A 15,904-nucleotide genomic window follows, 5' to 3' on the forward strand; every position below is an offset into this window, starting at 1 on the left:
AATACCACAGAAGTTTATTATCGCTTCTGTGGTATTTCTTTTGCTATATTTTAGTGATTATTGGAGTTGTTTTGCTGATTCTGTTGTTGGTTTTGATTGTTTTGGTTTTGTTGTTGCGAATTGTTGTTATTTTGTCGATTGTCAGATCTGTTTTCGTTTTGTTGATTATTAGAAGTACGATTTTCAGAAGTAGATGATTGTTTTTGACTAGAAGATTGTTGAGATCTACTTGATGATGAAGAGCTACTTTGGGAATGAGATTGTCCCTTAGAAGAAGTATCATCTTCAGTATCAATTCTTGTATCAATGTCATCGTCTTCTTCATCTTTACGTTTGTCAACAGTTACTTCGCTGTATGGATTACTTGGCGCATGTCCCTTAACAAATAATTGCCAACTAGAGTTACTTGCATTTGGAGAAACAACTTTATCCTGTGTACCATTAGCAATTCTGCGTCTAACAACTGTACTTGGTTTGTTCCAATCTTTATTAGCTTTATCTTTCATTAGATAGGACATCATTTGTTTATATAAAAGTTGAGCCGATGAGGCACCAACGCCAGATGGTGTACCATCTTTCAAATTATCGTAACCAGTCCAAATTCCTATTGAATAAAGTTTAGTATAGCCAACAAACCAAGAATCTTTTGGAGAATTCTTATATTGAGGATATCTCACTAATTCTTCATCAGAATATTTAACTGTACCTGTTTTACCAGCTTCATAAAGATTTTTAATTCGTGCCTGTGTTCCTGAACCTTTAGTTAAAACGCCTTTCAGCATGTCAGTCATTATGTAAGCTGTTGATTCTTTCATAACCTTAGTACCATTGCTATCATAATTTCTAGTCAAGCCATCAGGTGTTTCAATTTTAGAAACAAATTGTGGTTTATGGTAAATACCATTATTAGCAAATGCTGCAAATGCACCAGCCATTTGCAGAGAAGAAGCATTTGCACCGATCGCAACTGATAAGCCTGAATCAGAGGGAACATTAACACCCATTTTTCTCGCAAATAGTGAGGCACGTGCAACACCAACTTTACTTAAAGTTTTAACTGCAGGTACGTTTCTAGATTGTTCTAGGGCGTGACGCATGGTTATTTTTCCCTCGTATTTGTTATCCCAGTCATATAGCTGAATATTAGTACCAGGGTAGACATATTTAGAATCGTCTAACATGTGAGATGTTGGCCAATTTAAATATTCAATCGCTGGACCATAATCTAAGACAGGCTTAATAGTAGAACCGGTAGAACGCCCGGTTTGAACCGCACGATTTAAACCTAATTGAACTGATGGAAGTTTACGTTCACCAATAATAGCAATAACATGTCCTGTTCTTGGATCAACAATTGTAGCACCAACTTGCATCTTATCGTTTGTAAATGGTACAGAACCATCATTTACTAGATCGTAGAGTTTTTGTTGAGCATCTTGATCAATATTGACAGTAATCTTTAAGTTATCGTTATAAGGATTAAATCCTTTACTCTTAACCTCACTAATCACTTCTTTAATATATGGATCATCTACTTTTCTTAATTCTGAAGTAGCATTATTTTTTCTAGGTTGTAATCCTTGAGTGATGGGTTCATTAATTGCCTCTTGGTATTGGGCTTTAGAAATCTTATCATTTCTAAGCATTGATTTTAAAACAATGTCACGTCTATATTTAGCTTTTTCAGGATATACATATGGATCATAAGTAACAGGAGCATTAGGCATGCCTGCAAGAAGAGCAGTTTGTGCTAAATCAAGATCTTTTAGATCTTTACCATAGTAATAATCTGCGGCAGTTCCCATACCGTAATTACCATAGTTCATATATACTTTATTAATATAGAATTCTAAAATTTGTTCTTTGCTAAATTCTCGTTCAACCTTCATTGAAAGCCAAGCTTCTTGAGCCTTTCTTCGAAGGGTTCTTTGAGAAGCAGCTGTAGAGAAGACTGAGAGTTTAACTAATTGCTGAGTAATAGTAGATCCACCAGCGGCTACGCCTTTACTTCTAGCATTAACTAAAACTGAACCGATAATTCTGATGGGATCAAGTCCAATGCCTTCTTTATAAAAACGTCTATCTTCGACGGAAATGATGGCATTTTTAAGTTCTTTAGGAATCTCTTCATTATTAACATAAGTTCGTTTTTCAGATCCTAAAGAAAGAAGAAACTTACCATCTCTGGTGTACAGACTACTTGTCCCTCCACTTTGAAGTTGAGCTTGCGAAATGCTTGGCGCATCTTTAGCGTAGTATGCAAATAAACCTATGCCAGAAACAACAACTAACATTGCTACAATAAAGAACCACTTAATTACTTGTAGCCAAATTCGTTTGCGAGACTTACCTTTATTAGGGTGAAGGTTTGCCATTCTAGAATTAGTTGGCCTTTGATTATTATCTGCCATTCTTTTTTGTTCCTATCTATCTATAAAATTATCTATTGCATCCAAGTATGGAAGCGTTGGTTGAAATCCACTCTCAATTTCAACAGAATTATCAATCAATTCTTGAAGGGTCATTGAACTCTTATGCGGTGTTCTCCAAGCCTCAATTACGAAGCTGGCAGGAGTTACAAAGTAGCGATTAAGAGTTACAAAACGAATAATTGTAAAGCAGATTCCTTTTTGCTTTAAACATCTTTCAAGATGAATAATTTGATGTTCATGGAAGTTCTTTAAAGGAAACGATCTTTTATTTCTGGTTTCCTTTGCTTCAAAGTCTAAATATTTTCCTTGATATACGCCATTATAATCCGTTGTAGAGGCTTGCCGAAAGTATGCTTCTTTAATAACTGCACGGGAGCGTTTAGGATAATCAACTTTAACAATCTGAACCGGAGTTGGCTTTTTGTGAACTACAGCAATATCTTCAAGAAGATAATATTTATTTGATTCATTTATTTGCTGTTCAAGGTTCATTCCACGATCAGAGAATACTACATCTTTGCGATGTTTTTGTTTTCTTGGATGCAAAAGGTCAGTTTGATCTTTAGTATAATGTGTTAAACTGCCTGTTGGATATTTTACCATCAACATCACTCCTGTTTAGAATTATAGCAAAGATTTTAAATCATTTTTAGAGAAAGAGGAATCAGTAATGAAGCGTTTGTGGGTTACTGGATATCGTTCTTATGAATTAAGTATATTTAGTGATAAAGATCCAAAATTAGCTGTAATTAAATATGCACTAAATAATTATTTTAAAAGATTACTTGAAGAAGGAAAAATAGATTGGGTAATTAGCGGGGCAAATCTTGGAATTGAACAGTGGGCTTTAGAAACAGCAGTTCAACTACAAGATGAATACGATATTCATACAGCCTTAATGACGCCATATCTTGAATTTTCTAAAAGATGGAATGAAAATAACCAAACGAAATATCAAAATTTACTCGAACAAGTTGATTTTACAGCTTCTACGTCGAATTATCCTTATATGAGTCCATCTCAATTAAAAAATTATCAGAATTTTATGCTGGGGCATACTGATCGTGCGGTTTTAATCTATGACCCAGAGCATCCTGGTAAGCCTAAGTACGATTATGATGTTATAGAAAAATATCAAGAACAACATGATTATCCAGTTGATATAATTGATTTTTATGATTTGCAAGAAGCTGCAGAGGAATATGAAGAAAATCATCGACAAGAAAATGATTTTTATTGATTATTTATCGATACTTAAAAATATAAATCTAATATAATAAAAAATCTTTTAGAAAATCTCACTATTATTGCTTGAAGAAAGCTTATAACTTATACTAGTTGTATACGATAAAGTGAGTGCCATTGAGCTATAAACTAGTTAACACTTTATCGCCTAAATAAAAAACAGACAATTGTCTGCAAATAAGGAGTTTGACGAAACAAATGGCAAGTTTAAATGATATTCAATTAAATCCACAAAGTATTTTAAAAAAACAATTTAGAACTAAGATGAAGGGCTATGATTCGGACGAAGTTGATTCATATCTTGATACAATTATTTCTGATTATAGTACCTTTGCTACAATTATCGAAGATTTACAAACTCAAATTAGTGAGTTAAAAGAACAAAATAAGAATAATCAAGCATCAAGTCAAAGTACAGCGCCAAAATTAGACTTTAAAAATGAAGAAATTGAAGATGACGTTAAAACTTATACGCCTCACACTGTACAAAAGCCTGCTATCAGTAGTAATACTGATGACAAGGAAACACCAGAATTAACTACCAATGTTGCTATGATTCAACGTATTTCTACTTTAGAGCGTAAAGTTTACAATCTTGAACAAAGAATGAATCAACAAGATAGAACTTACCAAGCTAATTAAAACTATGATATAATAGTTATTGCAAATTTCGAGCGATCGCGGTTAACTTATGTTAGCTGAGGAAAGTCCACGCACGCACAAGCTGAGATGCTTGTAGTTTTTGTACTCAGCCCAATAAGCTGGGGGACTTGTTTTTAACAAGTTACGGCGGAAAAAGCACTAAATCATTTTTTGACATGTGTGGCTATCCTGAAAAGTGCCACAGTGACGAAGCAGTAAAGGAAACTTTACTGGTGGAACGAGGTAAACCCTGCAAGCGGGCAACCCAAATTTGGTAGGGGCGCTTTTGTCTAAGCAAATGAACTAAAGACAAAGTCATTTTTATGAAGATAGATGGTCGCTGAAGATAGGATTTAACCGGATCCTGTTGGAACAGAACGTGGCTTATAGAAATTTGTAGGTTAGGGTTGAGCTTTGGCTCAACCTTTTTTTATAGAAAAATTTAAGAAGATAGAGAAAATAACGATGAAAGAATATACATTATATGCAACAATGGGAGCTGGTTTTGAGAGCGTTGTTGCTAAAGAGTTAAATAATTTAGGCTATAAAACAAGTACAGAGAATGGACGTGTCTTTTTCAAAGGAACACAGGAAGATATTGTTAAAACAAACTTGTGGCTTCGAAGTGCTGATCGAGTAAAAATTTTGTTAAAAGAATTTAAAGCTACTAGTTTTGATCAACTATATGATGAAGTCTATAGTTATGATTGGGCAGAATTATTACCGGTAGATGCCCAATTCCCGGTAAAAGGAAGAAGTGTACGTAGTAAATTACATTCTGAGCCAGATGTACAATCAATTGTAAAAAAAGCCATCGTAGATAAGCTAACAGATCAATATCGTAGACGTGGCTTTTTACCAGAAAGTGGTGCCGAATATCCATTAGATATACATATTTATAAAGATGTGGCACGTCTAAGCTTAGATACTACTGGACAAAGTTTGTTTAAACGTGGGTATCGTGTTGAACATGGTGGTGCACCTTTAAAAGAAAATTTTGCTGCAGGATTAATTGAATTAACACCATTTGATGGTACGCATACCTTTATTGATCCAATGACTGGATCAGGAACAATTGCCATTGAAGCTGCTTTAAAAGCTAAGAATATAGCCCCAGGCATTTGGAGAAAATTTGCTTTTGATAATTTTGATTGGTTTGATAAAAAACTTCATCCTGAATTAGTAGAAAAAGCAAAAGCTCAAGAAAAGCAAGATCATGCACCAATTTTAGCAAGCGATATTGATCAATCAATTTTAGAAATTGCAAAGGTTAACGCTCATAATGCTGGAGTATTACAAGACATTAAATTTAAACAAGTTGCTGTAAAGGACTTTTCAACTGACTTAGAAAATGGCGTTATTATTGCTAACCCTCCTTACGGTAAACGACTTAAAGATCGTGAAGCAGCTGAAAAAATTTATGAAGAGATGGGACAAACTTTACGACGACTTTCTTCGTTTAGCCAATACTATTTAACTTCTGATCCGCAATTTGAAAAGTATTTTGGTGCTAAGGCCACTAAAAAGAGAAAATTCTATAATGGTAATTTAAGAACGGATTATTATCAATATTGGGCAAATAAGAGATAAGAATGTTAACGCAAGATAAAAAGACAAGCTTTTGGGTCATTAGCGATACGCATTTAATTGCCGATAGTCTACATGACCATGGGCAAGCTTTTTCACAAATGCAAAAAACTAGTCAGGGTAAAGATCTTTATTATCAAGAAATAGCACTCAGCGCTTTTGCAAGAATGGCAGAAGAAAAGAAGCCAGCAGCAATTATTGTTACTGGGGATGTAACCTTTAATGGAGAAAGAGTTTCTGCTGAAAAATTCGCTGAACTTTTTAAACCACTGACTAAGACAAAATTACTAGTTGTTCCTGGAAATCACGATATTTATGATAGTTGGGCTAGAGAGTTTCGTGGTAAGAAACAATATTATGCTGGTCAAATAAGTCCTAGAATGTGGCGCAACATTTTTAAGAAATCATATGAAAATGCACTTAGTATAGATCGCAATTCGTTAGCTTATAGTGTCCAGCTTAATCCTGATTATTTGCTGATCTTGGCCGATTCTAATGATTACGGAAAAGAAGAATCATCTACTGCACCAGCTACAGCAGGTTTTTTAGGTAAGGAACAAAGAAAATGGATTAAAGAACAACTTCAATATGCGAGTCAAAATAATTTACGCGTGATTTTTTGTATGCATCACAATCTTTATGCTCATAATCCAGCGGTAAATAAGGGATATGTAGTTGACGATTATCGAGAACTACGTAAATTATTGGCTCAATATAATGTAAAGCTAGTTTTTTCTGGTCATATTCATGCTCAAAATATTATGCCACCACAAAATTCGTGTCCGGCTACTGAAATTGTCACAGCTAGCTTTTGTTCTAATGATCAAGGTTATGGTGTAGTTAAGGTTTCTCCTAAAGAAATTAGCTACACTTGCCATCATTTTAAAATGGATGGCTATTTAACTGATAAAGAAAAGCAGAACTGGACTTTAACTCATTTTCATGATTATTTAGAAAATATTCAGTTGGGAACTATTTCAGCTGAACTCATGCAGAATGAATTGTATCGAAATCACGATGATTTAATGACCGTTCGACAAATGGGACGTCTTTTTGGCGAGATGAATTATCATTTCTTTACCGGGAAGAATCATATTGACTTAGAGGAACTGCAAAAACTTAAAAAGTCTGCAATTTATCAACGATTAATTGCAGAAAATCCACAGTATGAACTCTATTTACCGACTCTCTACGATACGTCTACGCATGATAATTTACATGTGAAAATTAGATATTAAAAAAGGCGAATACTACATGAAATTTGTAGTGTTCGCCTTTTTAATCTTTAACTGCCTGAGAATTAACATTTAGAAGTGGTTTACCATTTTCATCAAAATAGGAATCTAAGTCTCGACACCAAATCATTGCCATTGTGTGTTGACCAACATGAACTCCAACTACTGGACCGATAATACTTTGATCAACCTTAACTTTAGGAAAACTTGTTTGATAATCGTTAATCCATTCAGCTTCTCTTTCTGCATCATCTGCATGGAAAATTGTTAATTGAATTGGATAAGGCATATTCGACGTTAGCTTATCAAAGTCCTTTTTAATATGATTGTAGGCACGCTTGTATTGCCTTTCTTTAGCAATTGCAGAAATTTTACCTTCGTTTTGTACATCCATTGATAGAATGGGCTTGATTTTTAGAATAGAACCGACAAAGCTAGCCGCATTAGATAAACGACCTGTTCTCTTCAAATGATTTAAGTTGTCTACCATAAATCTTACATCTGTAGTGTTTCTTAAGTCTTTTAGGTCATGCATGATTAAGTCAATATCAGCACCAGCTTTTACTAGTCGCCCAGCTAAAATAGCAGCATCTGCTTCACCCGCACAGGTGATTTTACAGTCAAAGGGATGAATCTTAATCCGTGTTTCTTCATTTGCTACGCTTAATACATTATTGTAAAAACTAGAGATTCCACTTGAGAGCGTAATAATAATTAAATCTGTGTAACTCTCATCAACATATTTATCAACATACTTTTTAACTGTTCCGACTGAAGGTTGAGACGTAGTAGGAAGAGTAGTAGATGTATTTAGCTTCTCATAAAATTCATGAAAACCAATATCAATTAAGTCTAGATATTCTTTTTTGTTCCAGATGATTGGAATCGGTAATACATTAATACCGTATTTTTCACATTGTTCTTTAGTTAAATAGGATGAACTGTCAGTTAAAACGCCAATCTTCATAAAGTTATTTACCTCCATATGTTTGCTTAACATTATAGTCTAGAAAGCCTATTTAAACAAAAACGTAAATTTGCGTTATTTTTGTTACAATAGAGGTAATCAATAAATAGGGTGTGACCTAAATTCTAAATCATGAAAAAACATTTTATTTTTTTAGGAGCTCCTGGAGTAATTTATTACTCTTGGCTCTTAGCACTGATTTTTGTAGCCTTTATCATTGGATATGAAAGCAATAAATCAATTAGCTATCCTGCAATTATTTTAGGAGCTATTTTTGTGGTTATTGTTATCTATACTTGGCTTAATTCTTACTTTCAAAAAGAAACAGATGATTTTTGGGTAAAACTACCGTACCGTCAAAAATTTAAGCTTCAAAGTTTAGAAATTAAATGTCAATGGAAGGCATTCGTAATCTATAAAGCAAAAAGTAAAATTAATACTTATTTGTTTTTAGCACTTAAAAGAAAGAAGAAATGAATTTGAAGTCAGATATCGAGATCGCACAAAGTACTAAGGAATTACCAATTACAGAAATTGCAAAAAAAATTGGCCTTAAGCCTGAAGAAATTGAACTTTATGGCAGCGATAAGGCTAAGATTAGCTGGAGTGGTATTAAACGAATTAAAAAAAATAATAAGCTTGGTAAGCTAATCTTAGTCACTTCAATTAGTCCAACTCCTGCTGGTGAAGGGAAGTCAACCATTACTATTGGGTTAGGGGATGCGATTAGCAACCAACTTCACAAAGATACCTTAATTGCATTAAGAGAACCCTCAATGGGACCTGTTTTTGGGTTAAAGGGTGGAGCTACTGGTGGTGGTTATGCGCAAATCATCCCCATGGAAGATATTAACTTGCACTTTACAGGAGATATGCATGCTCTAACTAGTGCTATTGATACTTTAGCTGCTTTAGTTGATAACTATATTTATCAGGATAATAGCTTAGAGCTAGATCCAAATCGAATTTTGTTAAAACGTGGAATTGACGTTAATGATCGTACTTTAAGGAAAATCACTATTGGACAAGGATCACGTTTTAATGGAATTGAACATGAAGCCAGCTTTGCAATTACAGTAGCTAATGAATTGATGGCTATTTTATGTTTAGCAACTGACATTAATGACCTAAAGAAACGAATTGGAAATATTTTAGTTGGCTTTTCTGTTAAAGATGAACCTGTTTATGTTAAAGACTTAGGGTTTGAGGGAGCTATTGCTGCTCTTTTAGCAACTGCATTAAAGCCTAATTTAGTTCAAACGCTTGAACACACTCCTGCAATTGTTCACGGTGGACCATTTGCAAATATTGCACATGGTGCAAATTCAGTTATTGCTACTAATACAGCTTTACATTTAAGTGACTATGTTTTAACTGAGGCTGGCTTTGGCGCAGATCTTGGTGGACAGAAATTTATGGATTTCGTTTCAAATCACCTAGATAAGCGTCCAGATGCAGTTGTCGTTGTTGCAACTGTTAGAGCATTGAAGTATCAAGCTGAAGGAACAACTGATCACTTAGATGAAGAAAATATCCCAGCACTAGAGAAGGGATTTGCTAACTTAAAGCGTCATATGGAAAATATGGCACACTATGGTGTACCGGTAATGGTGTTAATTAATAAATTTGCTAGCGATACTGATCAAGAACTGTCTAAGCTAAAAGAACTTGTTCAAAAGGACGGGTTTGAATGTGAAGTTGTTTCTTATCATGATGAAGGCTCTAAAGGCGGAATTAAGGCAGCTGAGAAGGTAGTAGAGTTAACTAATAAAGTTGGTGACTTTACCTCCGTTTATCAGTCAGAAGATTCTGTTGAAGAGAAAATTAGTAAAATTGCTCATAATATCTATCATGCTAAGGATATTGAATATTCAGATAAGGCTAAGACGCAATTAGCTGAAATTAAGAAAATTGATAAAAATCACTTACCAGTAATTATTGCTAAGACACAATATAGCTTTACTGATAAAAAGAAGATTTTAGGAGCACCAGAAGACTTTACTTTGCATGTTAAAGATCTGGCATTAAAAAATGGTGCTGGTTTTATCGTTGTTGCAACTGGTTCAATTTTAGATATGCCAGGATTACCGAAACATCCTGCTGCCTTAGATATTGATGTAGATAATGATGGAAAGATTTCAGGATTGTTCTAATGAATAAAGCTAAACAAGCCTTATATTTAATAATTTCTTTATTAGTAGTTATAGCTGATCAGGTTTTAAAAAGTTATATCGTCTCAAATTTTAAAATCGGTGAAGAAAAAACAGTTATTCCGGGTATTTTATCATTTACTTACTTACAAAATGATGGGGCTGCCTGGAATATCTTTAACGGTCAAATAGTTTTATTCTATTTGATTAGTATCGCTGCAATTGCAGTTGTAATTTATTATCTTTTTAATCCCAGGTATAAAAATGGTCTCTTTGATACTGGTTTAGCTTTAGTCTTAGGCGGAATTATTGGTAATTTTATTGATCGCTTACATCTCAAATATGTAATTGATATGCTGCAGTTAGATTTTATTAATTTTAATATTTTTAACGTTGCGGATAGTGCGATTACCATTGGAATTATCCTAGTTTTTATCTATTTAATATTTATTAGTGAAAAGGACTAGAGGACAAGAATTAAATGACTAAAGATTATAGGTTAGTAATTAACGGAGAAAAGGGACGTTTAGATAAAATTATTGCGGATAAAGTCACCGATTTGAGTCGAACTAAAATTAAAGAATTGGTAAATGATCAAAATATTTTAGTTAATGATAAAGCTGAAAAGGTATCTTATAAAGTTCAGTCTGGGGATGTAATTAAGATTACAGTTCCTCCGGTTAAGCCATTGACTTTAGAACCCCAAAATTTGCATCTTGATATTGTATATGAAGATGAAGATGTAATAGTTGTTAATAAGCCTCAAGGGATGGTTGTTCATCCCTCAGCAGGTCACCCTGATCATACTCTTGTAAATGGTTTGCTCTACCATACCAAAAATTTAGCTGACAGTTCTGAAAGCTTTCGCCCAGGAATTGTACATCGAATTGACAAAGATACTTCTGGCTTATTAATGGTTGCTAAAAACGATCGTGCTCGCGAAAGTTTAGAAAAGCAATTGGCTAAAAAGATTAATAAAAGAGAATATTTAGCAATTGTACATGGTAATTTTGAAACTAAAAATGGAGTTATTGATGCGCCTATTGGTAGAAATCCTAACAATAGAAAGCAAATGGCGGTTAATCCTAAAGGAAAAGCTGCAGTAACGCATTTCACAGTACTAGAACAATTTAAAAACTATAGTCTAGTTAAGTGTATTCTTGAAACAGGAAGAACTCATCAAATTAGAGTTCATATGAAATATATTGGGCACCCTCTAGCAGGAGATCCACTGTATGGTCCTAAGAAGACGTTAGCTGGTCATGGACAATTTTTACATGCTAAAACTTTAGGTTTTTATCAACCATCAACTAACGATTGGCTTGAATTTACTGCACCATTACCAACAATTTTTGAAAAACAATTAGAAAATTTACGACAAGAAATGAAGCATTAATTTATGAAACGATATTTGATTCTTGAAGATGGAACAGCTTTTTCGGGACATGGATTTGGTGCACCAATTACTGCAACGGGTGAATTAGCCATTCAAACCAGTAACTTTGGTTACCAAGAAGCAATTTCAGATCCAGCAAACTTTGGTAAAATTTTAGCTTTTACAACTCCAATGATTGGCGGTAGTGGAATAAATGCAATTGATTATGAATCGATTGATCCAAGTGTTAGAGGAATAATTGCTAATGACATTGCATTTCATATTTCTGCAAATCCAACTTTTCAAGATCTAGACGATTTTTTAAAAGAAAAGAGGATACCAGCAATTTATGGAGTTGATACCCGAGCTTTAGTCCAAAAGTTAAAAAATAAAAGAGTAATTAAGGCCTCAATTATGGATACTGACGATGCACATGCATTCGATCAAATTAAGGCTCTTGTCTTACCCAAAAATAAAACGGCACAAATTTCGACAACTCATCCATATGCGGCACCAAATGTTGGAAAAACCGTAGCAGTTATTGATCTAGGATTAAAGCACTCATTATTACGCTCGCTTTCTTTGCGCAAAATTAACAGTGTTGTTTTGCCGTATAATGCATCAATTTATGACATTATTAGTCTTCGTGCAGACGCTATTGTTATTTCTAATGGACCAAGCAGAGTAGAAGAGATAGCACCTTTCTTAAAGCCAGTATTTGATAAATTTTATGGTAAATTACCTATTTTAGGAATTGGGTTAGGCTTTTTAGCTATTAGTAATTATTTGAATTTAGAATTATTAGATTTAATTCCCGCTTATAATGGCAGTAATTTCCCAGTTATTGAACAAACTAATAATCGTATTTGGCAAACAGCCATGAATATCGATCAGTTAGTTGTTCCTGATAGTTTGTCATTAAATTTATCTCGTAAGTATTTTGACCTAAGATCAGATCTTTTAGCTGGCTATTGTATTAAGGAAGATAAAGTATTAGCGGCTGCGTTTAATCCGGAAGGCTCACCCGGAAATTTTGATGCTGCTAGTATCTATGATCAGTTTATGAATATGATGGAGTAAAATATGCCTTTACATAACGAAATTAATAAAGTACTTGTCATTGGAGCTGGGCCAAGTATTGTTGGAGAAGTTTCAGAACTTGATATTCTTGCTAAACAAGCCTTAACAGCATTTGCAGAGAGTAATGTTCAAGTAGTCTTAATTAATCCTAATCCAGCAACTGTTACTACAGATCCTCGAGCTAATGTAAATGTATATCTTGAGCCAATGACGCTACCTTTTGTTAAGCGGATTATTAGAATGGAAAAACCAGATGCAATTATTCCTGCTTTTGGGGGAAAGCCAGCTTTAAAACTGACTAAAGAACTATTAGAGTCTGGTATTTTAACTCAAATGAATATTGAGTTGTTAACAATCAATAGTTTAGCTCTTAGCTTATCAAGCCCACATAACTTTTATACTTTTCTTAAGGCTAATAAGATTTCGGTTGCTAATCAATGGCTTCTTGAAAAAGAAGACGATTTAAAGCGTGTAATTGAACATGCACACTTTCCATTACTTTTGGCAAAAAAACAACACTATCGTCCTGATAATACGATTTCATTAGAGAATTTAAAGCAATTAGAACAATATTTTTTGGATGAAGAAAATGACGATCATTTTCAGTGGAAAGATTATCGTATAAGCGAAGATCTATCAAATTGGGAAGAATTGATCTTTGATATTATTCGAGATAATAATGGTAATTTTTGCTTTGTTGGAAATACTGGAAGCTTGGAGCCTGTTGGTATCAATTCATCTGACTCGTTATTAGTAACGCCGATTTTAACCAGAAATAATAATCAAATTCAGCGATTAAGAAATTGCTGTCGTAAGATTGCTAATTGCCTTAATTTACATGGAGCACTGAGTATTCATTTTGCAGTTAAACAAGCAGGTGAGGACTTTAATTTTAAGGTATTAAGCGTAAAACCACGTTTAACACAAACTAGCTTACTTTCGTATCGAAGTGGCGTATATTCAATTGGGTATGTAACTGCTAAGGTTGCGCTTGGATATAACTTAAATGAAATTACTGATCCACAGTCTGGGATATCAGCAGCAGTTGATCCGATTCAAGATGCTTGTTTTGTAAAACTACCATATTGGTCATTTACTGAAGCTGGTTATAATCACTATTTCCTCAATAATAAAACTACTTCTGGAGGTCAAGCATTAGGAGTAGGACGCAACTTTGAAAGTGCATTTTTAAAAGCTTTGCAAGCTACTACAGGTTTTTCAAATAATATAAAAACCTTTGAAAAAGAGTGTAAAAAAAGTGAAAAGCAATTATTGCAAGATCTAAGTAAACCTACTGAACTACATTTAATTATTCTTTTGGCAGCTATTGCTAAAGGAATTAGTTATCATACTTTGCATAAGGTTTTGCATGTGCACCTAGTATTTTTGCAAAAGTTTAATCATATTTTGATTTTACTTAAGAAATTGCAAAATGATGAACTTACTGCCGATTTACTACTTAAGGTGAAAAAAAATGGCTTTTCTAATCGATTAATTGCTGAAGTAACGCATCAAGACGAAAAAGACATTTCTAACCTATGTAAAAAATGGTCAATTAAACCAAGTTATATTGAAATTGATGGGACAGCTGGTTTAATTCATCCTAATATTCAAGCTGTCTATAGTAGTTATGGAATTGAGGATGAAATAAAACCACTTTCTAATGCAAAGAAGTGCCTTCTCTTGGGATTAAAGCCATTTCAGGTATCATTAACAGATGAGTTTGATTATATGCTTTATCATGCTGCCGAGACTCTAAAAGAGCAAGGAATAAGCCCAGTTATTATTAGTAACAATCCTGAAAGTATTAGTGCAGCATACAATGTATGTGATCGAGTATATTTTGAACCGATTACGCTAGAAAATATCTTAGATGTAGCTAATAAGGAAAATATTAAAGAAATTGTAACTCAATTTTCTGGTAAACAAATTAATGAGTATCGACTTCAATTACTAGAACATGGATTAGCAATTTTGGCACAAAATAACTTGAATGAGATCTTAAAAGAGGATCATTCTAATGAAGTATATCAAGCAGGCGTTAAACCAGTTCCTGCACTTCAATGTGATAATGAAGATAAAATTTTTGATTTTGTAAAGCAAATTGGATTTCCTGTTTTAATTGGCGGTTCAAGCAATGGTAAGAAGCAAAAATCCGCAGTTGTTTTTGATTTACCTGCACTACAAAGATACATTGCTGAAAATGCATTAGAGCACATGACTATTTCTAAGTTTATTGAAGGTAAAAAATATGAAGTGACTGCTATTTCTGATGGAGAAAATGTTACTATTCCTGGAATTATTGAACACTTTGAACAAACTGGATCTCATGCCAGTGATTCAATTGCTGTTTATCGTCCGCAAAATCTATCTACTAATGATCAACGTAGATTGAGGGATAGTGCAATTAGTATTGCTACTAATTTACATTTAAAAGGACCAGTTAATTTACACTTTTTACTTGCCAATAATCAAATATATTTGCTACAAATAAAAAGCTATTCTGGTCATAATGTTGCTTTTCTAACTAAGGCATTAAAACGAGATATTACGTCAATTTCTATGCAAGTTTTACTTGGTAAAAAATTATCTGAATTAGAATTATCAAGTGATATTTGGCCTTCGAATGATTTAATTCATGTAAAGATGCCTGTCCTTTCATATTTATCCTATCAGAGTGAAAATACATTTGATTCTAAAATGAAAACATCTGGTAGTGTAATGGGACGTGCTAAACATTTACCTACAGCTTTATTTAAAGGTTACGCAGGCAGTGATTTGATGATTTCAACTTATGGAACGGTCTTTATTTCAGTTAAAGATTCAGAAAAACATAACGCGATTAAAATCGCTGCTAGATTTCATAGATTAGGATTTAAACTTTTAGCAACTGAAGGAACAGCAAATGTATTAGCTGAAGAAGGTATTACAACGGGAATTATTGGGAAGGTACAAGAAGGAAGTAATAGTTTGCTTGAAAAGATTAGACAACATCGAATTAATCTCGTAATTAACGTCACAAGTCTCTCGGATTCAGCTAGTCATGATGCCATTATGATTAAAGATGCCGCCTTGAGTACACATATTCCTGTCTTTTCTAGTTTACAATCAGCACAAGATATCTTAGCGGTTCTAGAAACTTTAGCTATGACTACACAGCCGTTGTAATATTTAAATATTTTTTATTATGT

The 15,904-nt window shown here is 33.6% G+C and carries 13 protein-coding genes and 1 other RNA gene; 11 read left to right on the forward strand and 3 right to left on the reverse strand.

All coding sequences use genetic code 11. The features are described from left to right. Positions 1–50 precede the first annotated feature (50 nt). Entirely contained in the window at positions 51–2,411 is a 2,361-nt protein-coding gene (locus tag H1A07_RS04525; RefSeq protein ID WP_210145473.1) for a PBP1A family penicillin-binding protein, read from the reverse strand. Positions 2,412–2,423: 12 nt separating this feature from the next. Then, positions 2,424–3,035, reverse strand: a complete 612-nt coding sequence (gene recU, locus H1A07_RS04530; RefSeq protein WP_057719195.1) for a Holliday junction resolvase RecU — start codon at positions 3,033–3,035, stop codon at positions 2,424–2,426. A gap of 67 nt (positions 3,036–3,102) precedes the next feature. Between recU and H1A07_RS04535 the strand changes: the two genes are divergently transcribed. From H1A07_RS04535 to H1A07_RS04555, 5 genes are all read left to right on the forward strand, one after another. Then, the gene (locus H1A07_RS04535; RefSeq protein ID WP_057719196.1) at positions 3,103–3,672 is read left to right on the forward strand and encodes an SLOG family protein; all 570 of its coding nucleotides are present in this window, start codon (positions 3,103–3,105) and stop codon (positions 3,670–3,672) included. Between the two features lie 203 nt (positions 3,673–3,875). Next, positions 3,876–4,319: a DivIVA domain-containing protein gene (locus H1A07_RS04540; protein WP_057719197.1), complete on the forward strand. Its 444-nt coding sequence runs from the start codon at positions 3,876–3,878 to the stop codon at positions 4,317–4,319. Positions 4,320–4,343: 24 nt separating this feature from the next. Then, positions 4,344–4,711: RNase P RNA component class B (gene rnpB / locus H1A07_RS04545), an RNA gene on the forward strand. Between the two features lie 73 nt (positions 4,712–4,784). Next, positions 4,785–5,909: a THUMP domain-containing class I SAM-dependent RNA methyltransferase gene (locus H1A07_RS04550; protein ID WP_210144409.1), complete on the forward strand. Its 1,125-nt coding sequence runs from the start codon at positions 4,785–4,787 to the stop codon at positions 5,907–5,909. 2 nt (positions 5,910–5,911) lie between these two features. Further along, positions 5,912–7,144, forward strand: coding sequence for a metallophosphoesterase (locus tag H1A07_RS04555; RefSeq protein ID WP_210144411.1), 1,233 nt, complete (start codon positions 5,912–5,914; stop codon positions 7,142–7,144). A 40-nt stretch (positions 7,145–7,184) separates the two neighbouring features. Here the strand turns inward: H1A07_RS04555 and H1A07_RS04560 are convergent, their stop codons facing one another. Further along, positions 7,185–8,108: a DegV family protein gene (locus H1A07_RS04560; protein ID WP_210144413.1), complete on the reverse strand. Its 924-nt coding sequence runs from the start codon at positions 8,106–8,108 to the stop codon at positions 7,185–7,187. A 132-nt stretch (positions 8,109–8,240) separates the two neighbouring features. Here H1A07_RS04560 and H1A07_RS04565 point away from each other — a divergent pair, with 132 nt between their 5' ends. From H1A07_RS04565 to H1A07_RS04590, 6 genes are read left to right on the forward strand one after another with little or no spacing between them, the layout of a single operon-like run. Continuing rightward, positions 8,241–8,585: a hypothetical protein gene (locus H1A07_RS04565; RefSeq protein ID WP_057719201.1), complete on the forward strand. Its 345-nt coding sequence runs from the start codon at positions 8,241–8,243 to the stop codon at positions 8,583–8,585. Continuing rightward, positions 8,582–10,261, forward strand: coding sequence for a formate--tetrahydrofolate ligase (locus H1A07_RS04570; RefSeq protein ID WP_057719202.1), 1,680 nt, complete (start codon positions 8,582–8,584; stop codon positions 10,259–10,261). Before H1A07_RS04565 ends, H1A07_RS04570 begins: the two co-directional genes overlap by 4 nt. Next, positions 10,261–10,725: a signal peptidase II gene (gene lspA / locus H1A07_RS04575; RefSeq protein ID WP_210144415.1), complete on the forward strand. Its 465-nt coding sequence runs from the start codon at positions 10,261–10,263 to the stop codon at positions 10,723–10,725. Before H1A07_RS04570 ends, lspA begins: the two co-directional genes overlap by 1 nt. Positions 10,726–10,739: 14 nt before the next feature. Then, positions 10,740–11,654, forward strand: coding sequence for an RluA family pseudouridine synthase (locus H1A07_RS04580; RefSeq protein WP_210144417.1), 915 nt, complete (start codon positions 10,740–10,742; stop codon positions 11,652–11,654). A gap of 3 nt (positions 11,655–11,657) precedes the next feature. After that, entirely contained in the window at positions 11,658–12,713 is a 1,056-nt protein-coding gene (locus tag H1A07_RS04585; RefSeq protein WP_057719205.1) for a carbamoyl phosphate synthase small subunit, read from the forward strand. Between the two features lie 3 nt (positions 12,714–12,716). Beyond that, positions 12,717–15,881, forward strand: coding sequence for a carbamoyl phosphate synthase large subunit (locus tag H1A07_RS04590; protein WP_210144419.1), 3,165 nt, complete (start codon positions 12,717–12,719; stop codon positions 15,879–15,881). Positions 15,882–15,904: the final 23 nt, after the last annotated feature.

The sequence above is a fragment of the Lactobacillus taiwanensis genome, assembly GCF_017894345.1.
Classification (GTDB): domain Bacteria; phylum Bacillota; class Bacilli; order Lactobacillales; family Lactobacillaceae; genus Lactobacillus; species Lactobacillus taiwanensis.

Bases quoted from the DNA above. Each gene is read 5' to 3' on its own strand.
- H1A07_RS04585 (WP_057719205.1), top strand. From the start codon at position 11,658: ATGAAACGATATTTGATTCTTGAAGATGGAACAGCTTTTTCGGGACAT.
- H1A07_RS04535 (WP_057719196.1), top strand. From the start codon at position 3,103: ATGAAGCGTTTGTGGGTTACTGGATATCGTTCTTATGAATTAAGTATA.
- H1A07_RS04550 (WP_210144409.1), top strand. From the start codon at position 4,785: ATGAAAGAATATACATTATATGCAACAATGGGAGCTGGTTTTGAGAGC.
- recU (WP_057719195.1), bottom strand. From the start codon at position 3,035: ATGGTAAAATATCCAACAGGCAGTTTAACACATTATACTAAAGATCAA.
- lspA (WP_210144415.1), top strand. From the start codon at position 10,261: ATGAATAAAGCTAAACAAGCCTTATATTTAATAATTTCTTTATTAGTA.
- H1A07_RS04580 (WP_210144417.1), top strand. From the start codon at position 10,740: ATGACTAAAGATTATAGGTTAGTAATTAACGGAGAAAAGGGACGTTTA.
- H1A07_RS04560 (WP_210144413.1), bottom strand. From the start codon at position 8,108: ATGAAGATTGGCGTTTTAACTGACAGTTCATCCTATTTAACTAAAGAA.
- H1A07_RS04570 (WP_057719202.1), top strand. From the start codon at position 8,582: ATGAATTTGAAGTCAGATATCGAGATCGCACAAAGTACTAAGGAATTA.
- H1A07_RS04565 (WP_057719201.1), top strand. From the start codon at position 8,241: ATGAAAAAACATTTTATTTTTTTAGGAGCTCCTGGAGTAATTTATTAC.
- H1A07_RS04540 (WP_057719197.1), top strand. From the start codon at position 3,876: ATGGCAAGTTTAAATGATATTCAATTAAATCCACAAAGTATTTTAAAA.
- H1A07_RS04590 (WP_210144419.1), top strand. From the start codon at position 12,717: ATGCCTTTACATAACGAAATTAATAAAGTACTTGTCATTGGAGCTGGG.
- H1A07_RS04525 (WP_210145473.1), bottom strand. From the start codon at position 2,411: ATGGCAGATAATAATCAAAGGCCAACTAATTCTAGAATGGCAAACCTT.
- H1A07_RS04555 (WP_210144411.1), top strand. From the start codon at position 5,912: ATGTTAACGCAAGATAAAAAGACAAGCTTTTGGGTCATTAGCGATACG.